We start from the raw sequence: 22,326 nt of genomic DNA, 5'->3' as shown, positions 1-22,326 counted from the left end.
AATCGATTTGAGTCCTTATGCGAATAATGATACGAATGAAATACAGACAGTAGCCTCAGCAGATGGTTCTGTGGATGTTGTGAGAACGGGAGACGATTTTGATTTATCGATAACCATTCCTGCCAATAACGATAACGATGTAACCAATGAAATTCAAGATTTAGGAATAGCAGGAGATCAGTTGAGCATAACAGGAGGTAACACGGTTACTATCCCAACTGCCGATGGTTCGGAGACAATCGTAAACGGAGCAGGTATAAACACGGTAACTGGTTCAGGTACAACAGGAAGTCCTTATGTAGTTACCGGAACTGAAGTGGATGGAGATGTCACGAACGAAATCCAGACAGTGGCATCAGCCGATGGTTCAGTGGATGTAGTAAGAACGGGAGACGATTTTGATTTATCGATAACCATTCCTGCGAATAACGATAACGATGCAACCAATGAATTTCAGGATTTGAGCTTAACAGGTGACAACCTTACTTTAAGCGATGACCCTACTGCAACTGCAATCGATTTGAGTCCTTATGCGAACAATGACACCAATGAAATCCAGACAGTGGCATCAGCGGATGGTTCTGTAGACGTAGTAAGAACAGGAGATGATTTTGATTTGTCGATAACGATTCCTACGAATAACGATAACGATGCAACCAATGAATTTCAGGATTTAAGCTTAACAGGTGACAACCTTACTTTAAGTGATGACCCTACCGCTACGGCAATCGATTTGAGTCCTTATGCGAACAATGACACGAACGAAATCCAGACAGTAGCCTCGGCAGATGGTTCTGTGGATGTTGTGAGAACGGGAGACGATTTTGATTTGTCGATAACGATTCCTGCGAACAACGATAACGATGCAACCAATGAATTCCAGGATTTAAGCTTAACAGGTGACAACCTTACTTTAAGTGATGATCCTACCGCTACGGCAATCGATTTGAGTCCTTATGCGAATAATGACACGAATGAAATCCAGACAGTGGCATCAGCAGATGGTTCTGTGGATGTTGTGAGAACGGGAGACGATTTTGATTTGTCGATAACGGTTCCTGCGAACAACGATAACGATGCAACCAATGAAATCCAGACAGTGGCATCATCAGATGGTTCTGTAGATGTAGTAAGAACAGGAGATGATTTTGATTTGTCGATAACAATTCCTGCGAACAACGATAACGATGCAACCAATGAAATCCAAGATTTAGGAATAGCAGGAGATCAATTAAGTATAACAGGCGGTAATACAATTACGCTTCCTTCTGCCGATGGTTCAGAAACGGTAGTTAACGGAGCAGGTATCAATACGGTAACCGGTTCAGGTACAACCGCCAGTCCATATTTGTTACCGGAACGGAAGTGGATGGAGATATTACTAACGAACTTACCTTTGTTGATGCGGGTACGCCTGCCGCAACAGGAACTACAGGTACTAATAGTGGAGAAACTTATGTAGATACTTTAACGGGACAACTATATGTCTACGATGGTAGTACATGGCGACAAGTAGGTGGAAATGCTAGTCCTGATGCGGATCCAGATCCAAACAACGAAATACAAACAATTACCTCAACAGATGGTTCTGTAACCTTGACACAAACAGGCGATGATTACAATCTTTCTGTAGCTGCTGCCGATGGTACGGAAACCAAAGTTGAATCAGGAAATGCAAATATCACAGTAACAGGGGACGGTTCTACGACTAGTCCTTATCAGATCAGTAGTGTTGATAATGTTGACGATGCCGATGCCGATGCAACTAACGAAATCCAAGATTTAGGAATAGTTGGAGATCAGTTGAGCATAACAGGAGGTAACACGGTTACTATCCCAACTGCGGACGGAACAGAAACAAAAGTTGAATCAGGAAATGCAAATGTTACGGTAACCGGAGACGGTTCAACGGGCAGTCCTTATCAAATTAGTAGTGTTGATAATGTTGACGATGCGGATGCCGATGCAACCAATGAAATCCAAGATTTAGGAATAGTTGGAGATCAGTTGAGCATAACGGGTGGTAACACAGTTACTATCCCAACAGCCGATGGTTCGGAGACAATCGTAAACGGAGCAGGTATCAATACGGTAACTGGTTCAGGTACAACCACCAGTCCATATGTTGTAACCGGAACGGAAGTGGATGGAGATATCACGAATGAAATCCAGACAGTGGCATCAGCGGATGGTTCTATAGACGTAGTAAGAACAGGAGACGATTTTGATTTATCGATAACGATTCCTACGAACAATGATAACGATGCAACCAATGAAATCCAAGATTTAGGAATAGCTGGAGATCAGTTGAGCATAACGGGTGGTAACACGGTTACTATCCCAACTGCCGATGGTTCGGAGACAATAGTAAACGGAGCAGGTATCAACTCTGTTACCGGTTCAGGAACAACCGCCAGTCCATATGTTGTAACTGGAACGGAAGTGGATGGAGACATTACAAACGAAATACAGACAGTAGCCTCAGCTGACGGTTCTGTAGACGTAGTAAGAACGGGAGACGATTTCGATTTGTCGATAACGATTCCTACGAACAATGATAACGATGCAACCAATGAAATCCAAGATTTAGGAATAGCTGGAGATCAGTTGAGCATAACGGGTGGCAACACAGTTACTATCCCAACTGCCGATGGTTCGGAGACAATCGTAAACGGAGCAGGTATCAACGCGGTAACTGGTTCAGGTACAACCGCAAGTCCTTATGTTGTTACTGGAACGGAAGTGGATGGAGACATTACAAACGAAATTCAGACAGTAGCATCATCAGATGGTTCTGTAGATGTTGTGAGAACGGGAGACGATTTTGATTTATCGATAACGATTCCTACGAACAACGATAACGATGCAACGAATGAATTTCAGGATTTAAGCTTAACAGGTGACAACCTTACTTTAAGTGATGATCCTACCGCAACTGCAATCGATTTGAGTCCTTATGCGAACAATGACACGAATGAAATCCAGACAGTAGCCTCGGCAGATGGTTCTGTGGATGTAGTAAGAACTGGAGACGATTTTGATTTGTCAATAACAATTCCTGCGAACAACGATAACGATATTACGAATGAAATCCAAGATTTAGGAATAGCAGGAGATCAATTAAGTATAACAGGTGGTAATACAATTACCCTTCCTTCCGCCGATGGTTCAGAAACGGTAGTTAACGGAGCAGGTATCAATGCGGTTACCGGTTCAGGTACAACTGCAAGTCCTTATGTAGTTACCGGAACGGAAGTGGATGGAGACATTACGAATGAAATCCAAACAGTAGCATCAGCAGATGGTTCTGTAGATGTCGTGAGAACGGGAGACGATTTTGATTTATCGATAACCATTCCTGCGAACAACGATAACGATGCAACCAATGAATTTCAGGATTTGAGCTTAACTGGTGATAACCTTACTTTAAGCGATGACCCTACCGCTACGGCAATCGATTTGAGTCCTTATGCGAACAATGATACAAATGAAATTCAGACAGTAGCCTCAGCAGATGGTTCTGTAGACGTAGTAAGAACGGGAGACGATTTTGATTTGTCAATAACCATTCCTGCGAACAACGATAACGATGCAACGAATGAATTTCAGGATTTGAGCTTAACTGGTGATAACCTTAATTTAAGCGATGACCCCACCGCTACGGCAATCGATTTGAGTCCTTATGCAAATAATGACACGAATGAAATACAGACAGTAGCCTCAGCAGATGGTTCTGTAGATGTAGTAAGAACTGGAGACGATTTTGATCTTTCCGTAGCTGCTGCCGATGGTTCAGAAACAATAGTAAACGGAGCAGGAATAAACGCGGTTACTGGTTCAGGTACAACAGCAAGTCCTTATGTTGTTACAGGTACGGAAGTGGATGGAGACATTACTAATGAAATCCAGACACTAACATCAACAGATGGTTCTGTGACCTTAACAGAGACAAATGACGACTATAATTTATCAGTAAACTTTCCTGCAAGTAGTGATAATCAAAACATAGAGAATTTAGCAATAAATACAAGTTCTAATGTGCTTACTGTAGGTATTGAGGATGGTAGCAGTCAAACTGTAAACTTATCACACTTAGATAATTCAGGTACGGATAACCAAAGTATTCGGAATTTAACTTTTTCTGGAAATACTTTAACGGTTGGTATTGAAGATGGTAGTTCTGATACGGTAAGCTTGGCTGCTTTGGCAGATAACCAAAGTATACAAGGTTCTGGTTTGTCAGGAACTACACTAACGATTGGTATTGAAGACGGTAGCAGTCAAACAGTAAATTTATCAAGCTTAGCAAACACAGATAATCAGCAAATAAGTCTTGCCGGAAATATTATCACTTTAGATAATGGTACAGGTGCTAATACAACGGTAGACCTTACCGATTTTAGAGATGATCAAAATCTTACTAGTGCTGTTGTTGTACCAAATCAATCGGTTGAAGTACAAATTAATGATGGTACAAATACAACAATAGATATTAGGGATGCTGATTCTGATGCAACGAACGAATTACAGGATTTAGAATTAACCGGCTCAACTCTTACATTAACTAATCCTGCAACTTCAGGAAATAGTGTTGATTTAAGTGGATTAGCTGATCATGACTGGTATGAAGTAGGTGGTACATCTGCTCCAGACGCCATAACCGACAATATCTTTACGGAAGGAAATGTGGGTATTGGTACAACTACTATAACAAATAATAGAGCTTTAGATGTAGAGGGTAATGTTGAAATAAACGATTACCTATATATGAACGGTAAGAATACTTTGAGGGCAACTGACGATAATTATTTGCGTATTAATTGGAGTAACGACTATGTCTTAGGAACATTTTTTAATGGAAATGTAAGAATGTATGATGGTTTGGTTGTAAATGAAAGGGGAGCAAATAGTGATATGAGAGTTGAAGGAGACACTGAAACATTTTTACTATTTACAGATGCTTCTTCCGATGAAGTAGGTATTGGTACCAGTTCACCAGATGCCAGATTAGATGTAGAAGGAGGTACTGTACGTTTTTCTGATTACGGATCAAACGCTATAACGGGTACACCAACTTCATTACTTGGAGTTGAGGCTGATGGTGACCTTGTTGAAGTGAATTCATTAAAAGCTTCTAAGATTTTCTATCCACCTTCTATAGAAGTAGACGCTTCAACAAATGGTACTGGAAGAACTATAGACTTACACGCTCAATATGTTGCTCAATATGGTTCGCCTATGGTAGCTAGTGTTTCTGCACCAGCAGCTATTCCAACCTATGCTAATACGGAGTTGTATTATTATGTAACGTTTTATGATACGGCTGTGTTTGCTAATGTAAATGTAAATGCTGCGGGTGTAATGACGTATGACGTTATTGGTCAGCCGGCTAGTTACAACTCATTGATTAATGTAGTTTTTGTAGTAAAATAATCTAAACGATAACCAATCGATTTGAAAGCAAAATCTACATATAAAAAACTTGTTCTCAGTATGGTGTTTACTATACTGGGGCTTGCGGTATCCAACGCTCAGTACCTATTGAGAGCTCCGGATGATACGGCAGAAGAGACCAGAACCAATTTTCGTTGGTACGAAGCGCAGGATACAAGTACTATTTTAAGTACGGACCCTTTCTTGGAAGTAGCCGATCAAGGAATTTATTTTGCAACCTATGACGGTACTTTATGCGGTAAGAATGCAACCAGCTATTTTATAGTTACCAATTGTAATTCCCCATATAACGAGGTAACGTTAGATATTAGTGATAATACAGATAACCTTTCGGCAGGAGCTACCGTTAGTTGGAATCCGCCTTTGCTAAGGTGATCAAAGTGCACCAATGGTAATTGCAACACAAAATGTAGAGCGCTATATAGCAACCATTACCAAGGCAGGAAATAACAAAAGTTTACCCAGTTTTACCGTAGTCTGTATTGACGAATCTGCTATTCTTGTTGACGATTTTGTAACAGTAGAAGAGGACAGTTCTGTAATTGTAGATATTTATGCTAATGATAGTGAAGTACCTACCGAAGGTAATCTTACGACTACCGACCCAGCAAATGGTTCGGTAAATATTGATAATAACGGAACACCTAACGACCCTACGGACGATATTGTAACCTATATTCCTGACCCAAATTATAATGGTACGGATACATTCAATTATACGATTTGTAATATTTTTGGAGACTGTAGTACCGCTACTGTTACAGTAGATGTGCTACCAATCTTAGATACTATAGATGATAGTGTAGCAACTGCAGAAGACACACCGGTTGTCTTGGATATTCTTGCAAATGATAATGATCTTCCATCTCTAGGAACCTTAACAACAACGAATCCATCTAATGGAACGTTGACGTTAGATGATGGAGGAACTCCTAATGACCCGTCTGATGATTTAGTGACCTATACACCTAACGAAAATTTTGATGGTACGGATTCATTTACGTACACCGTTTGCGATACAGCAGGCAATTGTGATACAGCTACGGTAACTATTTTGGTTAGTGATGCTATTGACCTAGATATGGATGATGATGGAATCTTGGATAGTTTTGAAGACTTGAATTTAGATGCCGATAATGACCCCGCAACCAATCCAACGGATACGGATAATGACGGTGTACCAGATTATCTAGATATAGATAGTGATGATGATGGTATTCCTGATAATGTAGAAGCGCAGAGTACTATTGATTATGTAGCTCCAAGTGGAGTAGATGTTAATGGTAACGGTGTTGATGATGCGTATGAAAATAATGGATTATTGGGCATTATCCCAGAAGATACAGATGGTGATGATTTACCGGATTATGTAGACGAAGATAGTGACAATGATAACATTCCTGATAGAATAGAAGCACATGATCACAACAGAGATGGTATTCCAGACGTTGTATTAATTGGTTCTGATAAAGATCGTGATGGTCTTGATGACGGTTATGAAGGAGAAACCACGATTGATCTTGATGTTAATGATGAAATAAACGATCCTTATAATGATTTACCGAACACAGATGGTGACGGAGAATCTGATTATAGAGATACGGATGATGATGATGATGGTATCCAGAGTAAAGATGAGGATATAAATATTGATGGTAATTACGCCAATGATGATACAGACGGCAATGGTATACCTGAATATTTAGAGCCTAATGCAGAAGAAGATCCTATTGAAGTATTTAATGTGGTTACGCCTAATAATGATGGAGCGCATGATGTGCTTACGATTAAAGGTTTAGAGAAATACCCAGATAATTCAATTAAAATCTATAATAGATGGGGTGTTTTGGTCTACACTACGCAGGCCTATAATACCGAAGGAAATGTATTTGACGGAACCTCTCAAGGTAGAGTAACCGTTGATGCCGATAGAAAACTACCGGTAGGTACATACTTCTATATTTTAGATTACAAAGATGCTAAAGGTGAACAACAATCACTTTCAGGATACATATATATTAACAGATAGCAGTAAAGATGATCCCAAATCTCAGAAAAACCGCTCGTAAACTTGGTGTAGTGCTTGCCCTATTATTTATGGCAACCATTCAAAACGCCATAGCTCAACAAGATTCCCAGTACACGCAGTATATGTACAATACTGTAAGTGTAAATCCCGCCTACGCAGGTTCAAGAGGACATATAAGTACGGCCCTTTTGCACCGTTCGCAATGGGTAGGTCTTGATGGAGCACCTACAACGCAGACGTTTAATATACATTCGCCTATAGGATATAGAGGTGTAGGTTTGGGTGCGTCTATTGTAAATGATAAAATTGGACCTACTTCTGAAACCTACATAGATATAGATTTCTCCTATACCGTTTATACGTCTTCGGAAGGTAGATTAAGTTTTGGTTTAAAGGGAAGTGCTCATTTACTAGATGTTCGTTTTTCAGAACTGAATCAATTTACTTCGGATAACAGCTTACAGAATGATATAGAAAATAAGTTTTCGCCCAATTTTGGTGCAGGGGTCTATTATCATACTAAAAAGTTTTACGCCGGTCTTTCTGTACCTCGAATTTTACAGACCCTTCATTTTCAAGAAGGCTCTGACCCAACTACTGCACAAGAACAAATGAATTTTTACCTTATTACAGGATATGTTTGGGATTTGAATGATAACACAAAATTTAAACCGACCTTGTTGACCAAATTGGTTACAGGTGCACCTTTACAAGTAGATATCTCTGCGAACTTTATGTTTAGTGAAAAGTTTATTCTTGGAGCAGCTTACCGCTGGGATGCAGCGCTTAGTGGTATGGTTGGTTTCAATATATCTAAGAAGTTCTTGATTGGTCTTGCTTACGATCGTGAAGTTACAGAGCTTGGTAAAGCGGTCTTTAATTCAGGTTCTTTTGAGGCCATTTTACGATATGATTTCATCAGCACAAAAGGCAACTTAAAATCGCCTCGTTTCTTTTAAAATACTTCTTTAGTAAGAATAGATTTTAAAATTCTACACTATTTTATCAGGTTCGATAACTGGCTTTTCTGCACATTTTGTCGACTGCAATAAAATTCTGAATGCCCTATAAATAAAGGGTGCCATAGGATATTACCTCTTTCACACCTCATTTAGACCGTTTCACAACAAAAGTTGAAATCTAGGAGCTTCTTGCTCTTAATTTTATAAGTTCTTAATCTTTGATTAAGTGGTTTATAGAGATATGTTCAACGGCTAATTTTAACAATATTAACATGAGATTTTCGTTAAAATAGTCCAACCAAGCAGCTTAGTATATGCACGTCAAACGAAAAAGAAATTCTACCTTTTTTGGAGAATACCCTAGATATTTCGGTTTTCTGCTATTATTCGTTTTATTTATAGGGCAGTCTTTGTGGGCACAACCTGCAAATGATGACATAGCAAATGCCACCCCTCTTTCAATTAATGGTTGTTCTGCAGATGCAGCATACAATACTTTAGATGCTACTCCTGATGGAACTATTGGCTCCTGTTGGTAAGGAGGTCCTAACGCTAATGTTTGGTTCAGTTTTGTAGCAAGTGCCACAGGTACGGTACAAATAAATTTGGATCGTGGTACCATTGGTGGTGATATGACCGGAGATTTACGTTATGCTTTGATGGCCCTTTGGGATGCCACGGGTACAACGGAGATTGCTTGTAGTTCTTATACTGATGTCAGTGATGATATTTCCATATTACAAAGCGGACTTACCTATGGTAATACTTATTTATTTTCGGTAGATAGGTATTACGGAACACCATCGGGAGCGGAAACTTTTAAATTATGTCTTAGCGATACACCTACAAATGATTATTTGGAAGGTGCCATAAATATAGATTCGTTTATGAACGGTTGTTCTGCCGATGCTGCTTACTCAACCTTGGGTGCATCTGCAGATAGAGTAGCAGGTTCATGTTGGGGTACAGGTCCAAATAGAAATGTTTGGTTTGAAGTTACTGCTCCAGCAACCGGAAATATTGAAGTAAAATTAGATACAGGCTCTGAAAAAGGAGCATTACAAACGGCATATTTAGCCCTTTGGGATAGTACCGGTACCAATGAGTTAGGTTGTAATAGCTACAGAATGGGGCGTGATTACGATGATATTTCCCTATTGGCAACGGGTTTAACCTGGAGATTCATATTATGTTTCCGTAGATAACCGATATATACATGCCTTCGATACCTTTTCGTTGTGTTTAAGCGATCAAGCTACAAATGATTATTATCAAGGAGCAACAGATGTAACTGGTTTCATAGGTGGTTGTTCTCCGGATGCTGCTTACACCACACTAGGTGCTACTTTTGATAAAGGTACTGGTTCATGTTGGTTAGACTTAGTAAACCATAACAAATGGTTCAGCTTTATAGCACCTTCATCTGGTAGAATAGAAGTAAATCTTGATAGAGGAGGCAGTAAGGGAACCCTTCGCCATGCTTATATGGCGCTATGGGAAGATGATGGTGAGACTGAGCTAGCATGTACTACGTATTCAGATCCAGAAGATGATTTAAGGCTTAGGCACTGGAGTCTTACCTACAGAGAAACATATTACATAACAGTAGATAATAGATACATAACTACTACAGATACGTTTACACTTTGTTTAGATGCAATGAGTGGTCCGGACACTGACGGCGATGGGGTAGAAGACGGTTTAGATCTTGATGATGATAATGATGGTATTTATGATACTGTAGAGGGGTGTGAGAATACTGATATTTCCGGTACAGTTGGTATTGGTAATGCCATTTCTGATACAACGTACCCGCTTGTGGGAACGGACGTTACCTATACCGTTAGCAAACCTGCGAGCACAAATATATATGCCTATGATGCTGGTGCAAATGGCCACGGAATTCGCATAGAAGGCCAAGCCGGAGACACAGGTAGTTTAACATCAACCTACAGCACGCCAATCGAAAATGTCTTTTTTAAAATGACGGATTTTGATAATAATTCACAATATACAATTGAGATTTATGATGACAGTAATGTACTATACGATTTAGATTCGGAAGGCATTATTTTAGTTGGTTCGGGAATTACCCAAACAGGAAATGACTTTGCGGCCGGTTCTGGTGATTCAAATGGAAACGACCCTGCAGACGACATGAATGGGGCAATTTATTTTTACTTTGAAAGACCGGTAAGTCGTATCGTGTTAACTTTTAATCATCCTTCAAACTCATCTACACGATTTATACAACCTACATATTGTCTTGTAGATTTTGATAATGATGGTATTACCGACCATAAAGATTTAGATAGTGATGATGATGGTATTCCTGATAATATAGAAGGACAGACAACTTTAGGATATACTGCTCCCAATGCGGATACCACAGCTACTTATCGTACCAATTCTGGGGTAAATACAGCCTATTTAGGAGGCGTTACACCAGAAAACACGGATGCTACAGACAATCCAGATTATTTAGATCTTGATTCTGATAATGAAGGAGGGAACGACACCTTGGAGGCAGCAATCACCTTATCGGGTAACGATGTTGATAATGATGGTCTTGATGATGCTACTGATTCAGATATTACTGGTTATTTCGATCCAGGAGGAACAATAGATAATCCTACAGCAACACCGGTTCAACTTCCAGATGAAGATGATGACGTAAATACTGGGGGAGACTTAGATTATAGAGATGACACAGATGACAGGCCGTTCATTACAATTGATGATGTTTCTGGCGTAGAAGGAACTAATTTAACCTTTACAATTACCTCTTCGCAAGCTATTCCGCAAGATGTTGTTTTTGATATCAATTACACCAATATCACAACTATCAATGCAGATTATAGTGGTCCGACTACAATTACGTTACCAGCAAATACAACTAGCGTAACATTTAATGTTGCAGCTATAGATGATAATTGGGTAGAGGCTAATCAATCATTTGATGCAGTCATAACTAACCCTGCTGGTATAGTAGATATTAGTGATCCTGAAGGTAGAGGTACTATTCTTGATACAGATGTAGCTCATGTAGTTGGAGGTAATTTTGACATTACTGAAGGAGGTACAATACAATACAGATTGTTTTTATCAACAAGTACTAATGGAAGTGGCCAACAATATGTTGGTATTGAAGATACTTATAATGTAGACTTTTTAGTTGAAGAAAGACCTTCTTCAAGCAATCCAGCTACAGAAGTTTTGGATTTTAGCAGCCTTAATGTAACGGTAACTTTTCCAGCTAATTCAGTTGCTGGTACAGAAATTTTTATTCCTGTTCCTACTTTAGATGATTCAATTATAGAACCAACTGAAGAATTTAGCGGTGTTAAATCGCGCAATGCAGCAGAAGCAACTAAATATGGTTCCGGACCTTCTAGGGTAAGTATAAATACTGAAAAATCAGCATTAAGAATCCTTGACAATGAGCCACAACCGGATACGGATAACGATACCGTTCCTGATCATATCGATTTGGATGATGATAATGATGGTGTCTTAGATACAGACGAAAATATTTGCGGCAATATTATAACGGGACAAAATATGAGTTCCAATCTAAATACCCTGCAAAACGCTAATACCATGCTGCAAGCTGGTATTAAATATGTATTGGATATTGAAAATGTTTCTACAGGTGGTATTCTTACTGGAGTAGCTGTTGATGGTCCATTTATAGGGCAAACGATTAATATTTATTTGACGAACACAACTAGTGGAGGGGCAACTCTTAATGGTGCAACGGCAGTCTATAATACTGACTTCACTTATAATGCCGGTGATTCTGCCGTAACAGGTGGTTTGGTAAATAGAGGGTTTTATGTTTTCTACGGTATTATTGATGCTAACGGGAATGGAACATATGAAGACGGTGTAGATGAATTATTAGGCCCCGTAGATCCTTTAGTGCCAAACAGTATTCCTGTGTCAACTACGACCGGACCTTTGTACTTCTATTATAATGATGGAATTTATGGAGATAATTTAGCGAGTGTAGACTACGGTATAAAAGTAGAAAACTGCGATACAGATGAAGATGGTGTACCAAATTCATTAGATTTAGATTCAGATAATGATGGAATTTTTGATGTAATCGAATCAGGTCATTTACAACTAGATGCTGATACTGACGGCAAAATAGATGGTTTACCGGCAGATTTTGGTGTCAATGGTTTGTTCAGTGGAGTAGAGTCTGATGATAGTCAGGCGGCTACTGCTACCTATACCATTGCAGAAAGTACAGATGATGCAGATACTATTGTAAACTTTTTAGATTTAGATAGTGATGGAGATGGCTTGCCAGATAATGTAGAAGCGCAGATAACTACAGGTTATATACTTCCAAACGGAACTGTAGATGCCAATGGCGTTGATACAGCATATCCTTTAGGTATTGTGCCAACTAACACAGATGGTGCGGACAATCCAGATTATTTAGATACGGATTCTGATAACGAAGGAGCGGATGATACTACAGAGGCCAACATTACCTTAACAGGTAACGATACTGATAATGATGGTTTAGATGATGTTACGGATGCCACAGCAGATTATACAGATACTAGTGGTACTATAGACAATCCATTAAATTTCCCCGTAGTTCTACCAGATGTAGATTTAGATGCAAATTCAGGTGGTGATGTAGATTTTAGAGATGCTACAGATGATAGAACCGATACCGATAATGATGGGGTTGCAGATGCCGAAGATATTGATGATGATAATGATGGTATTAAGGATATAGAAGAATTCGCATGTACGGCGACAACAAGTATAGTCCGTTGGGATCATAACACAACCAATTCAGGACCAACTATTCAAAGTACGTCTATTGTAGCTTCGGCTGGTAATGAAATTACAGGCTCAGGTATTACAATTTCGGGTTATTCTGGTACGGCAGTTCAAATAGAGAATATAGATGCGCTTAATTTGGCAGAGTCTATTGCTATGAATGAATATTTGGAATATTCGTTTACTACAGTTGGTACCTTAGCTAATAACTTTATCATAACCCAATTAAGGGAATATAGTACCTCATCGGCACATCGTCATAAGTGGGCCAGTATTATTTCAGAAGATAATTTTACCACACAACAATCTTTAGCTCAAAACTTGTTTACCACGGGTAATGGAGCAATTATACACGATGTGCAATTTGACCCTATATCATTAAAACCATCTACTACCTACACGGTTAGAGTTTATTTTTATGATAAACAGGCTCCAGTAAGTTCTATTTCATCATTTGATGATTTTGGACTTGATGTTTGTACTTCGCCTATAGATTCTGATGGAGACGGAAATGAGAATCATTTAGATTTAGATTCGGACAATGACGGTATTCCAGATAATGTAGAGGCACAAACAACAATTGGTTATATAGCTCCAAGTGGAGTAGATTCGGATGGCAACGGTTTGGATGATGCTTATGAAATTTCTCCAGGTTCAGGAGAAGGAATAATGCCAACAAATACAGATGGCGCAGACAATCCAGATTATTTAGATTTAGATTCTGATAATGATAATGTCAGTGATACAACAGAGGCACGCCTTAGACCAAGTGGTGTAGATAGCGATAATGACGGTTTAGACGATGCTACGGATGCTACATCAGACTACACGGATGTTGGCGGAATTATTGATAATCCATTAACAGCTCCTGAAATTTTACCAGATGTAGATTCAGATGCAATTACAGGTGGAGATGTTGATTTTAGAGATCTTACAGATGATAGACCGGATAATGATAATGACGGTATAGTAGATGATGCGGATTTAGATGATGATAACGACGGTATTCTTGATACGGATGAAGGTTGTGGTAATTTCATCATAAACGGTTCTTTTGAGCAAGATGATTTTAGAGACCCAGTTGCTTTTCCTGACGGATTTACTGGAGCAAACGGAACTTTTATCGGTACAACTTATAATACCAATACATTATCTGCGTGGAACTATACACAAAACTTAGATGGTTGGGTAAATAGTGGTTCATTTGGTGCAGGTTCTTTTGCTCCTGCCATTAATGGTTCTCAGTACATTGATATTATTGGAAACAATAATGTTACTGGTGGAGTATCTAATGAATTAACGCAAACAGTAGATTTAATAGTCGGAGAAAGTTATACTTTCTCATTTTACTGGGGCGAAGATATCGGACATCTAAGCGGTCAGACTGTAACCTTAGAATTTGATATTACAGACTCTAGCAGCGTTGCCCTTTTGGACGAAACCTTAACAACTGTAGCAACTGGTGAAGTAGGTGGTTATACAGGTCCAAAAAACTGGTTTTATGAAGAACGTACTTTTGTAGCAACAACGACACAAATTACGGTACGATTTTCGGCTCAACATTTTTCAACAAATACAAGTTCTGGGGCAGCATTAGATATGGTTAGCCTTAAGTACAGTACTCCGGGAGCATGTAGAGATACAGATAACGATGGTATTTATGATGCTTTTGATTTGGATAGTGATAATGATGGTATTTATGATGCTGTTGAGGCAGGTCATGGTCAAGCACATACAAATGGTGTTCTAAATGGAATTACAGGTACGGATGGTATTCCAGATAGTGTTCAATCTATTGCAGATAATAGGGCTGTCAACTATACCTTATCAGAAAGTGCAGATGATACGGATACTATTTTTGATTTCATAGATTTAGATAGTGATGGAGATGGTATTCCAGATAATGTAGAAGCGCAGACAACAATTGGTTATATCCCTCCAACGGGAAGTATAGATGCCAATGGGGTTGATACGGCTTATACTGTAGGGCTTGTTCCAACGAATACAGATGGCGCGGACAATCCAGATTATTTAGATACGGATTCAGATAATGAAGGTGCCAATGATACCATGGAAGCCAACATAATCTTAACAGGCACTGATTCTGATAATGATGGTTTAGATAATGCTACAGATGCTACAGCAGATTATTCTGATGTAGGTGGTACAATAGATAACCCATTAACCGGAACTGTTATTTTACCGGATAACGACTCAGATGCAACTACTGGTGGCGATTTAGATTATAGAGATGATAATACTATATTATTACCTTTTTCTTGTGATGAAAGCTTGTATTTAAGTCAGCATGAAACAACTACGGCAACTACATTTTATGATTTAGAATCATCAACTAATCCTTTCACAATTTCTTCAGTAGGAGATAACTCGCACGGTATTCAATACAATGCCATGGGGTATAATCCAATAGATGATTTTATTTATGGAATAGAAGAAAACAGTAATACGCTAATTAAGATAGCCTCTAATGGAGCAACAATTAGATTGGGAGCTATTACAGGATTACCAAGTGGTTTATACTCTTCGGGAGAAATAGATGACAGCGGTAATTATTATGTGCAGTTAGATGGTCCTTCTTCAATTGTTTATCAAATAGATATTCTTACGCAAACAGCAACGGTTATAAACTTAGACCAGACCATCGTAGCAAATGATTTTGCATATAGCATTACAGATAATTTAATTTATTCTGTGCAGCAAACAGGAGCAAATGCTGGAGCGTTGATTACTATTGATGTAACAACGGGAACGGTAAGTACTATAGGAAGTACCAATAGCTTAACTTTATTTGGAGCTATGTACGCCAGTAGTACGGGTGAAATTTATGGTAATCTAAATACAGGAGGGTTTTATCAGTTTGATATCCTGACAGGAGAGCGGACGTTAATTTCATCGTCTAGTGCAGCATTGCATAACGATGGAGCCCATTGTGTAACATCAACTATAATTTTTGAAGCCAATCTTTCGGTTACAAAAACAAATGGAACTACAACTTATGTTATGGAACGGATACAACATATACAATTGTGGCCAGTAATAATGGTCCGTTTGGTGTGCAGGGAGCCTCGGTAACAGATACGCCAACTGGCATACCAGCGGCAAATATTTCTTATACAGCTGTAGCTTCTTCAGGAAGTGTTACTACAGTTTCTGGAACGCAAACAGGAGTTATAAATGACTTGGTTAGCTTACCGGTTGGAGGTAATATTACCTACACGGTTACGGTTAGCATTCCATCAACTTTTACGGGAGATTTAACCAACACGGTGGTTATAGGGAATCCAGTAAATTCAACTGACCCAGATACAACAGATAATTCTGCAACTGATATTGACACACTAAATAATCCAGATGTAACTATTGATGATGCAAGTGCTATAGAGGGTGTTAATGTTTCCTTCCCGGTAACTTTAAGTAATGCTAGTGCAACAGATATTACGTTGACTTTTACATTGACCAATGGTACGGCAGATGATGCAGATTATACCACCACAGATATTCAAGTGACAATTCCGGCTGGCACAACAACTATTAATGTAGATGTACCAACTACGGACGATACTATTGATGAATCTGATGAAGATTTTACAATAGCAATTGCTAGTGTAGATGCAGGTATAGTTGGCGATACATCGGATACCGCAATAGGTACTATTATAGATAACGATGGTTCACCAACAATAATCATAGACGATGCAAGTGCTATAGAAGGTAACAATGTTTCCTTTCCGGTAACTTTAAGTAATGCCAGCACAACAGATATCATCCTAACATTCACTTTTACCAACGGTAGGGCAGATGATGAGGATTATACCAATGTCAATATTCAAGCAACCATTCCGGCAGGTACAACTACAATCAATATAGATGTACCAACTACGGATGATACTTTTAATGAATTAGATGAAGACTTTACGATATCAATCTTAAGTGTAGATGCAGGTACCGTAGGTGATACATCAGACACGGCAATTGGGACTATTATTGATGATGATGACAGCCTTGATATAGATAGTGACAATGATGGTATTATTGATAGTATTGAGGATTTAAATGCAGATGGAGACAATGACCCATCTACTAACCCTACAGACTCAGACGGTGACGCATATCCAGATTATTTAGATATTGATAGTGACAATGACGGTATACCAGATAATGTAGAAGCACAGACTACAGCGGGTTATATTGAGCCAAGTCTTGTAGATGCTAATAATAATGGATTAGACGACACCTATGAAAGCGGGACAGACTTAGGTTTGGTTCCTGTAAATACAGATGGCGAAGATCAACCAGATTATTTGGACTTAGATAGTGATAATGACAATGTTCCAGACGCAATAGAGGCGCACGATCAAAGCCATGGTATTGCAGATGTTACGTTCATTGGTTCGGATAAAGATAATGATGGACTTGATGATGGTTATGAAGGTCTACAGGCTATAGATGACGATGTAAACGATGAGATAGATAATCCGTTTGCTATGCTTCCAAATACGGACGGTGACGATGAATTAGATTATCGTGATACGGATGATGATAATGACGGAATACCAACGCTTGAAGAAGATATCAATTCAGATGGTAACTACGCGAACGATGATGAAAACAACAATGGTATCCCTAACTATTTAGAAGAACCGTACATAGAGGTTGAGGTATTTAATGTGGTAACTCCAAACGGAGATGGTGCGCATGATACATTAATAATAACAGGTCTTGACGTTAGGCCTAATAACAATATTCAGATTTATAATAGATGGGGAATAATGATTTTTAGCACAGAATCGTATGACTCGTTAACCAACTATTTTAATGGATATTCATCAGCGAGACTTACAGCAGGAAAAAATGAAAGACTGCCAAGCGGAACCTATTTTTATATTTTAAATTATGAAGATACAACAGGAGATAGCAAGACACTTTCAGGTTATATCTATCTTAACTAATGTTAGCTTTTAAATAATACTTAAACAAAAACCTCTGAGCTTTAATTCAGGGGTTTTCTGTTTTTAAAAAGGTAGGAATTAGTAGTTCTATAACTATATTTTATTACGCTGTAGGCATGATACTAATGTAAAGGTGCTATTTTTGTAATTGAAGAACGTCTTTATTCCCTCTAAAGAAAAATAATAGTATTGAAAGAAGAAGAAGTAATCTTGGTAGACCAAGACAATAATCAAATAGGTACGATGCCTAAAATGGAAGCACACGAGAAGGCTGTGCTCCACCGTGCATTTTCTGTTTTTGTAATGAACGACAAGGGTGAAACCATGTTGCAGCAAAGAGCATCGCACAAATACCATTCTCCTCAACTTTGGACCAATACCTGTTGCAGCCACCAACGTGTGGGCGAAAGTAATATACAGGCGGGAAAAAGAAGGCTACAAGAAGAGATGGGTTTTGTAACGGAACTTAAAGAATTGTTCTCTTTTATATACAAAGCACCTTTTGACAATGGTCTTACTGAACATGAGCTAGACCACGTAATGATGGGTAGCTATATTGGTGAACCACAAATTAATCCTGATGAGGTGGCGGATTGGAAATGGATGAAACCCGCAGATATCAAAAAAGATATTGCCGAAAATCCGGATACCTACACTGCTTGGTTCAAGATTATTTTTGAGAAATTTTATGATCACATAGGCCAAAACGCAACTGAAGATGAAAGTAAAGGTTAGTAGAAAGGCCCATTTTAACGCCGCCCACCGTTTGTATAACAAAGGTTGGAGCGATGATAAAAACACCAAGGTCTTCGGAAAGTGTAATAACCCCAACTACCATGGTCACAACTATGAGTTAATTGTGAGTGTTACCGGTGAAATAGACCCAGAGACTGGTTTTGTAATGGATATGAAAGTCTTAAAAGATTTGATAGAGGAAAAAGTAGAAGATGCTTTGGACCATAAAAATCTAAATGTTGAGGTTCCGGAATTTAAAGACCTAAACCCAACTGCAGAGAATATATCTATTGTTATTTGGAAAAAATTACGACCACACATCAACGAAAAGCACGAGCTTGAAGTTGTTTTATATGAAACTCCCCGAAATTTTGTAACCTTTTCTGGTTAGAACTAAAAAATAAATAACCATAAACAAACGCTATGCATCCCTTAAAATTCAATCCTATTTTAAAAGAGCGCCTTTGGGGCGGAACTAAACTCAAAGATGTTTTGGGCAAACCAATTGAAAATGATATTACAGGCGAAAGCTGGGAACTCTCAACTGTTCCAGGTGATATTTCTGTGGTTTCCAACGGAGATTTAGCGGGAGCTTCACTACAAGACCTTATAGAAAAGGACCCAGAGAGTGTATTGGGTAAGAGTGTTTACAAACGTTTTGGAACCGATTTTCCAATTCTAATCAAGTTTATAGATGCTAAACAGGATTTATCTATTCAGTTGCACCCTAATGATGAATTGGCTAAAAAGCGTCATAATTCATTCGGAAAAACTGAAATGTGGTATGTTATGGATGCTGATGATGATGCTAGCTTAATAGTAGGCTTTAACAAAGACGTTAGCAAAGAGGAGTATGCAAAGAGTATCGAAAATGATACACTTTTAGACCTTTTAAACTACGAAAAAGTAAAAGAGGGTGATACCTTTTTTATTAATACAGGTAAGATTCATGCCATAGGGGCTGGGGTTCTTTTGGCGGAAATCCAACAGACATCAGATGTTACCTATCGTGTGTTTGATTTTAACAGAAAAGACAAAAACGGAAATCTTAGAGAGTTGCATACGGAGCAAGCGTTGGATGCAATTGATTATAATAAGAAAGACGATTTTAAAGTCGAGTATAAAAACGATAAGAATACCGTGAATGATATGGTAGACTGTCCGTATTTTAAAACCGACTTTTTAGACCTAAATTCAGATTTGACGCAAGATGTAACTAATCGCGATTCATTTACTATTTTTATGTGTGTAGGCGGTTCGGCTACTATAGCTAATGAAAACGGTTCAGTAGAAATTAAAAAGGGAGAAACTACGCTTTTACCTGCTGCATCCAATACCATTAAAATTACAACGCAAGGGGCTAAGCTCTTAGAAGTAACCATTTAAAGGGTGAAATTGCGTTTTGGGATAAATATTTTCTATACAAATTGATTATAAATAGCGTATTTTTGCGTAAAATTTATTGATAATGGCAAGTGTAAAAGAATTAAAGAAGGATATTAATAATGTCTTAGGTGACATCATCGAAGCGGTATACATAGTAGAGGCTGCAAATGCTGACCAAGAGTCTAAAGAAGGAGCAAAAGTAATTGATGAAGCTATCGAGACTTTTGACAGCCTTATTCAGAAAGTGAACCAAAGAGGTGTTGATAACAGAAAGAAACACTTAAACGATGTTCGTAAAGAATTGGAAACAAAGGCTACTGGTCTTGTTGAAAAGGTGAACAAATTAGGTTAAGCCTTCTGAGAACTAAATTAAAAAGCCCGCAATTGCGGGCTTTTTTACTTTTTAATAGTTTCTAAATACGTTTTTAATTGCTTGCCGTATTTGGAGTCCGATACTTCTGGAGATAATACATTGTAAATAGAATCTAGATACTTCACATTAGCATCAGGTACTTCGTTTAATGCTATATAAGGAGCTATATATGAGTTCTTGTTATTAATTGCGTAGTTAACAGAGAAAGCATAACCACGTTGTAAATTTTTATCACTCAACGTTTGAACAGAGTCTAGTTGCAATGAGTCCAAAACATTATTAGGGTCATTCGCCATTTGAACAATTTCTAAGGTCTTCATATTAAACCGAGACATTGTTTTTCTGTATTCTTCCAATTTTTCTTGACTTTCAGAACCTGTTATTTCTGCATTGGTATCAAAAGTGTTCCAAGATGTATTTATGGTAATCGTACCATAGGTTCACCAAAAAAGGTAATACGGTCGTTTAAATCACTAGCATCTTTTTTATTTAAGTAGAGGTAGAAAATCTCTGGACTTTCAAGTTCTGTTGTGAAAGTAAAATTCCCATTACCTTCTATTTGCAAAGAATCTATGGTAGTCAAAACCGAGTCAGGCACGTGCTGAAGGTAGAGTGTACCTTTTTTAAGACCTTTTACATTTCCAGTAACGGTCATGGTATTTTTGGTGTCGCCTCCACAAGAAAGCAATAGAATAGAAATGGCACTTAAAAGAAATATGTTTTTCATGTATAGTTTTTGGTGGCGCAAATATCTGTAATTTTTTTGGTTTCCTTTAGAAGCTATTTTTGAAATTGCTGAATGATTAGCAAATGGTACTGTATTTTTGTGTTGATTTTACGAAAGAAAACAGCTCGGATTACGACTAATAAGAGCCATGGTTCTGCAAATAATTTTATATCTTTTCAATTATCGAATTTTTAATAATGGGTAGCATATGAACGTCGAAAACGAAAAATGGATTGCAGCTATTGCTTCGGCAGATTATGTCAAGAATGGAATGTTAGTAGGCTTGGGTTCAGGGTCTACTGCGGCGTTTATGATAGCTGAACTAGGAAAAAGGGTTGCAGGCGGACTCATAATGAAAGGCATACCGTCCTCAGATGCTACGGCCAAATTGGCTAAACAAGCCGGTATATCTTTAATCTCTTTAGATGATGCGGGAACGATGGATATTAATATTGATGGAGCCGATGAGTTTGATCCTAAATTTCAGTTGATAAAAGGTGGAGGAGGAGCATTGCTCAGAGAAAAAATATTGGCCCATAATTCAAGGTTTAACATCATTATTGCAGATTCAGGTAAAAAAGTAGACGGTTTAGGAAAATTCAAGCTTCCTGTGGAAACCATACCTTTTGCTACAGAGATTATTATTTCTGAATTGCATAATATGGATTTGAAACCACAATTACGCATGAAGAATAATGAGGTATATAAGACCGACGAGAATAATTGCATAATAGATGTCGATATTTTTAAAAAAGATGATTTACAGGAACTGAACAATCATCTCATTCAAATCCCAAGGTGTGGTGGAAACCGGACTTTTCTTAACCTCTACGGATATTGTTTTAATGGGGCAAGGGAACAAGGTTGTTACCTTTAAAAAGTAA

The 22,326-nt window shown here is 38.3% G+C and carries 16 protein-coding genes; 14 read left to right on the top strand and 2 right to left on the bottom strand.

Translation table 11 applies throughout. The features are described from left to right. Window positions 1–7 precede the first annotated feature (7 nt). From Q5W13_RS02940 to Q5W13_RS02885, 13 genes are all read left to right on the top strand, one after another. Window positions 8–1,462, top strand: a complete 1,455-nt coding sequence (locus tag Q5W13_RS02940; protein ID WP_304445331.1) for a hypothetical protein — start codon at window positions 8–10, stop codon at window positions 1,460–1,462. Next, the gene (locus Q5W13_RS02935; RefSeq protein WP_304445330.1) at window positions 1,366–5,433 is read left to right on the top strand and encodes a beta strand repeat-containing protein; all 4,068 of its coding nucleotides are present in this window, start codon (window positions 1,366–1,368) and stop codon (window positions 5,431–5,433) included. Before Q5W13_RS02940 ends, Q5W13_RS02935 begins: the two co-directional genes overlap by 97 nt. A gap of 60 nt (window positions 5,434–5,493) precedes the next feature. Next, window positions 5,494–5,829: a hypothetical protein gene (locus Q5W13_RS24545; protein WP_368662410.1), complete on the top strand. Its 336-nt coding sequence runs from the start codon at window positions 5,494–5,496 to the stop codon at window positions 5,827–5,829. A gap of 13 nt (window positions 5,830–5,842) precedes the next feature. Next, on the top strand, window positions 5,843–7,483 hold the full coding sequence (locus Q5W13_RS02930; protein ID WP_368662409.1) for an Ig-like domain-containing protein: 1,641 nt from the start codon (window positions 5,843–5,845) through the stop codon (window positions 7,481–7,483). A gap of 8 nt (window positions 7,484–7,491) precedes the next feature. Beyond that, complete coding sequence (locus Q5W13_RS02925) at window positions 7,492–8,442, top strand: PorP/SprF family type IX secretion system membrane protein (protein WP_446053332.1); 951 nt, start codon at window positions 7,492–7,494, stop codon at window positions 8,440–8,442. A gap of 317 nt (window positions 8,443–8,759) precedes the next feature. After that, on the top strand, window positions 8,760–8,984 hold the full coding sequence (locus Q5W13_RS02920; protein ID WP_304445329.1) for a hypothetical protein: 225 nt from the start codon (window positions 8,760–8,762) through the stop codon (window positions 8,982–8,984). A 66-nt stretch (window positions 8,985–9,050) separates the two neighbouring features. Further along, complete coding sequence (locus tag Q5W13_RS02915) at window positions 9,051–9,650, top strand: hypothetical protein (protein ID WP_304445328.1); 600 nt, start codon at window positions 9,051–9,053, stop codon at window positions 9,648–9,650. A gap of 31 nt (window positions 9,651–9,681) precedes the next feature. Beyond that, window positions 9,682–16,344 carry a beta strand repeat-containing protein gene (locus tag Q5W13_RS02910; RefSeq protein ID WP_304445327.1) on the top strand — a complete coding sequence of 2,221 codons (6,663 nt, stop codon included), beginning with the start codon at window positions 9,682–9,684 and terminating at the stop codon, window positions 16,342–16,344. Beyond that, window positions 16,299–18,221: a T9SS type B sorting domain-containing protein gene (locus tag Q5W13_RS02905; RefSeq protein ID WP_304445326.1), complete on the top strand. Its 1,923-nt coding sequence runs from the start codon at window positions 16,299–16,301 to the stop codon at window positions 18,219–18,221. Before Q5W13_RS02910 ends, Q5W13_RS02905 begins: the two co-directional genes overlap by 46 nt. A gap of 189 nt (window positions 18,222–18,410) precedes the next feature. Then, entirely contained in the window at window positions 18,411–18,956 is a 546-nt protein-coding gene (idi, locus tag Q5W13_RS02900; RefSeq protein ID WP_155597498.1) for an isopentenyl-diphosphate Delta-isomerase, read from the top strand. Then, the gene (locus Q5W13_RS02895) at window positions 18,940–19,347 is read left to right on the top strand and encodes a 6-pyruvoyl trahydropterin synthase family protein (protein WP_155597497.1); all 408 of its coding nucleotides are present in this window, start codon (window positions 18,940–18,942) and stop codon (window positions 19,345–19,347) included. Before idi ends, Q5W13_RS02895 begins: the two co-directional genes overlap by 17 nt. Before the next feature lie 32 nt (window positions 19,348–19,379). Beyond that, complete coding sequence (locus Q5W13_RS02890) at window positions 19,380–20,342, top strand: type I phosphomannose isomerase catalytic subunit (RefSeq protein ID WP_304445325.1); 963 nt, start codon at window positions 19,380–19,382, stop codon at window positions 20,340–20,342. Window positions 20,343–20,424: 82 nt separating this feature from the next. After that, a complete protein-coding gene (locus tag Q5W13_RS02885) occupies window positions 20,425–20,694 on the top strand; it encodes a hypothetical protein (protein ID WP_155597495.1) in 270 nt (89 codons plus the stop codon). 44 nt (window positions 20,695–20,738) lie between these two features. Here Q5W13_RS02885 and Q5W13_RS02880 read toward each other — a convergent pair whose 3' ends face one another. After that, on the bottom strand, window positions 20,739–21,035 hold the full coding sequence (locus Q5W13_RS02880) for a hypothetical protein (protein WP_304445324.1): 297 nt from the start codon (window positions 21,033–21,035) through the stop codon (window positions 20,739–20,741). 98 nt (window positions 21,036–21,133) lie between these two features. Continuing rightward, window positions 21,134–21,442: a DUF4369 domain-containing protein gene (locus tag Q5W13_RS02875; RefSeq protein ID WP_304445323.1), complete on the bottom strand. Its 309-nt coding sequence runs from the start codon at window positions 21,440–21,442 to the stop codon at window positions 21,134–21,136. Window positions 21,443–21,650: 208 nt separating this feature from the next. Here Q5W13_RS02875 and rpiA point away from each other — a divergent pair, with 208 nt between their 5' ends. After that, window positions 21,651–22,319 carry a ribose-5-phosphate isomerase RpiA gene (gene rpiA, locus Q5W13_RS02870; RefSeq protein WP_304445322.1) on the top strand — a complete coding sequence of 223 codons (669 nt, stop codon included), beginning with the start codon at window positions 21,651–21,653 and terminating at the stop codon, window positions 22,317–22,319. Window positions 22,320–22,326: the final 7 nt, after the last annotated feature.

This window comes from Zobellia laminariae (assembly GCF_030553095.1).
GTDB classification, from domain to species: Bacteria; Bacteroidota; Bacteroidia; order Flavobacteriales; family Flavobacteriaceae; genus Zobellia; species Zobellia laminariae.
The sequence above is the reverse complement of the archived record's forward strand: the minus strand, read 5'-3'. Positions and strand labels throughout refer to the sequence as shown.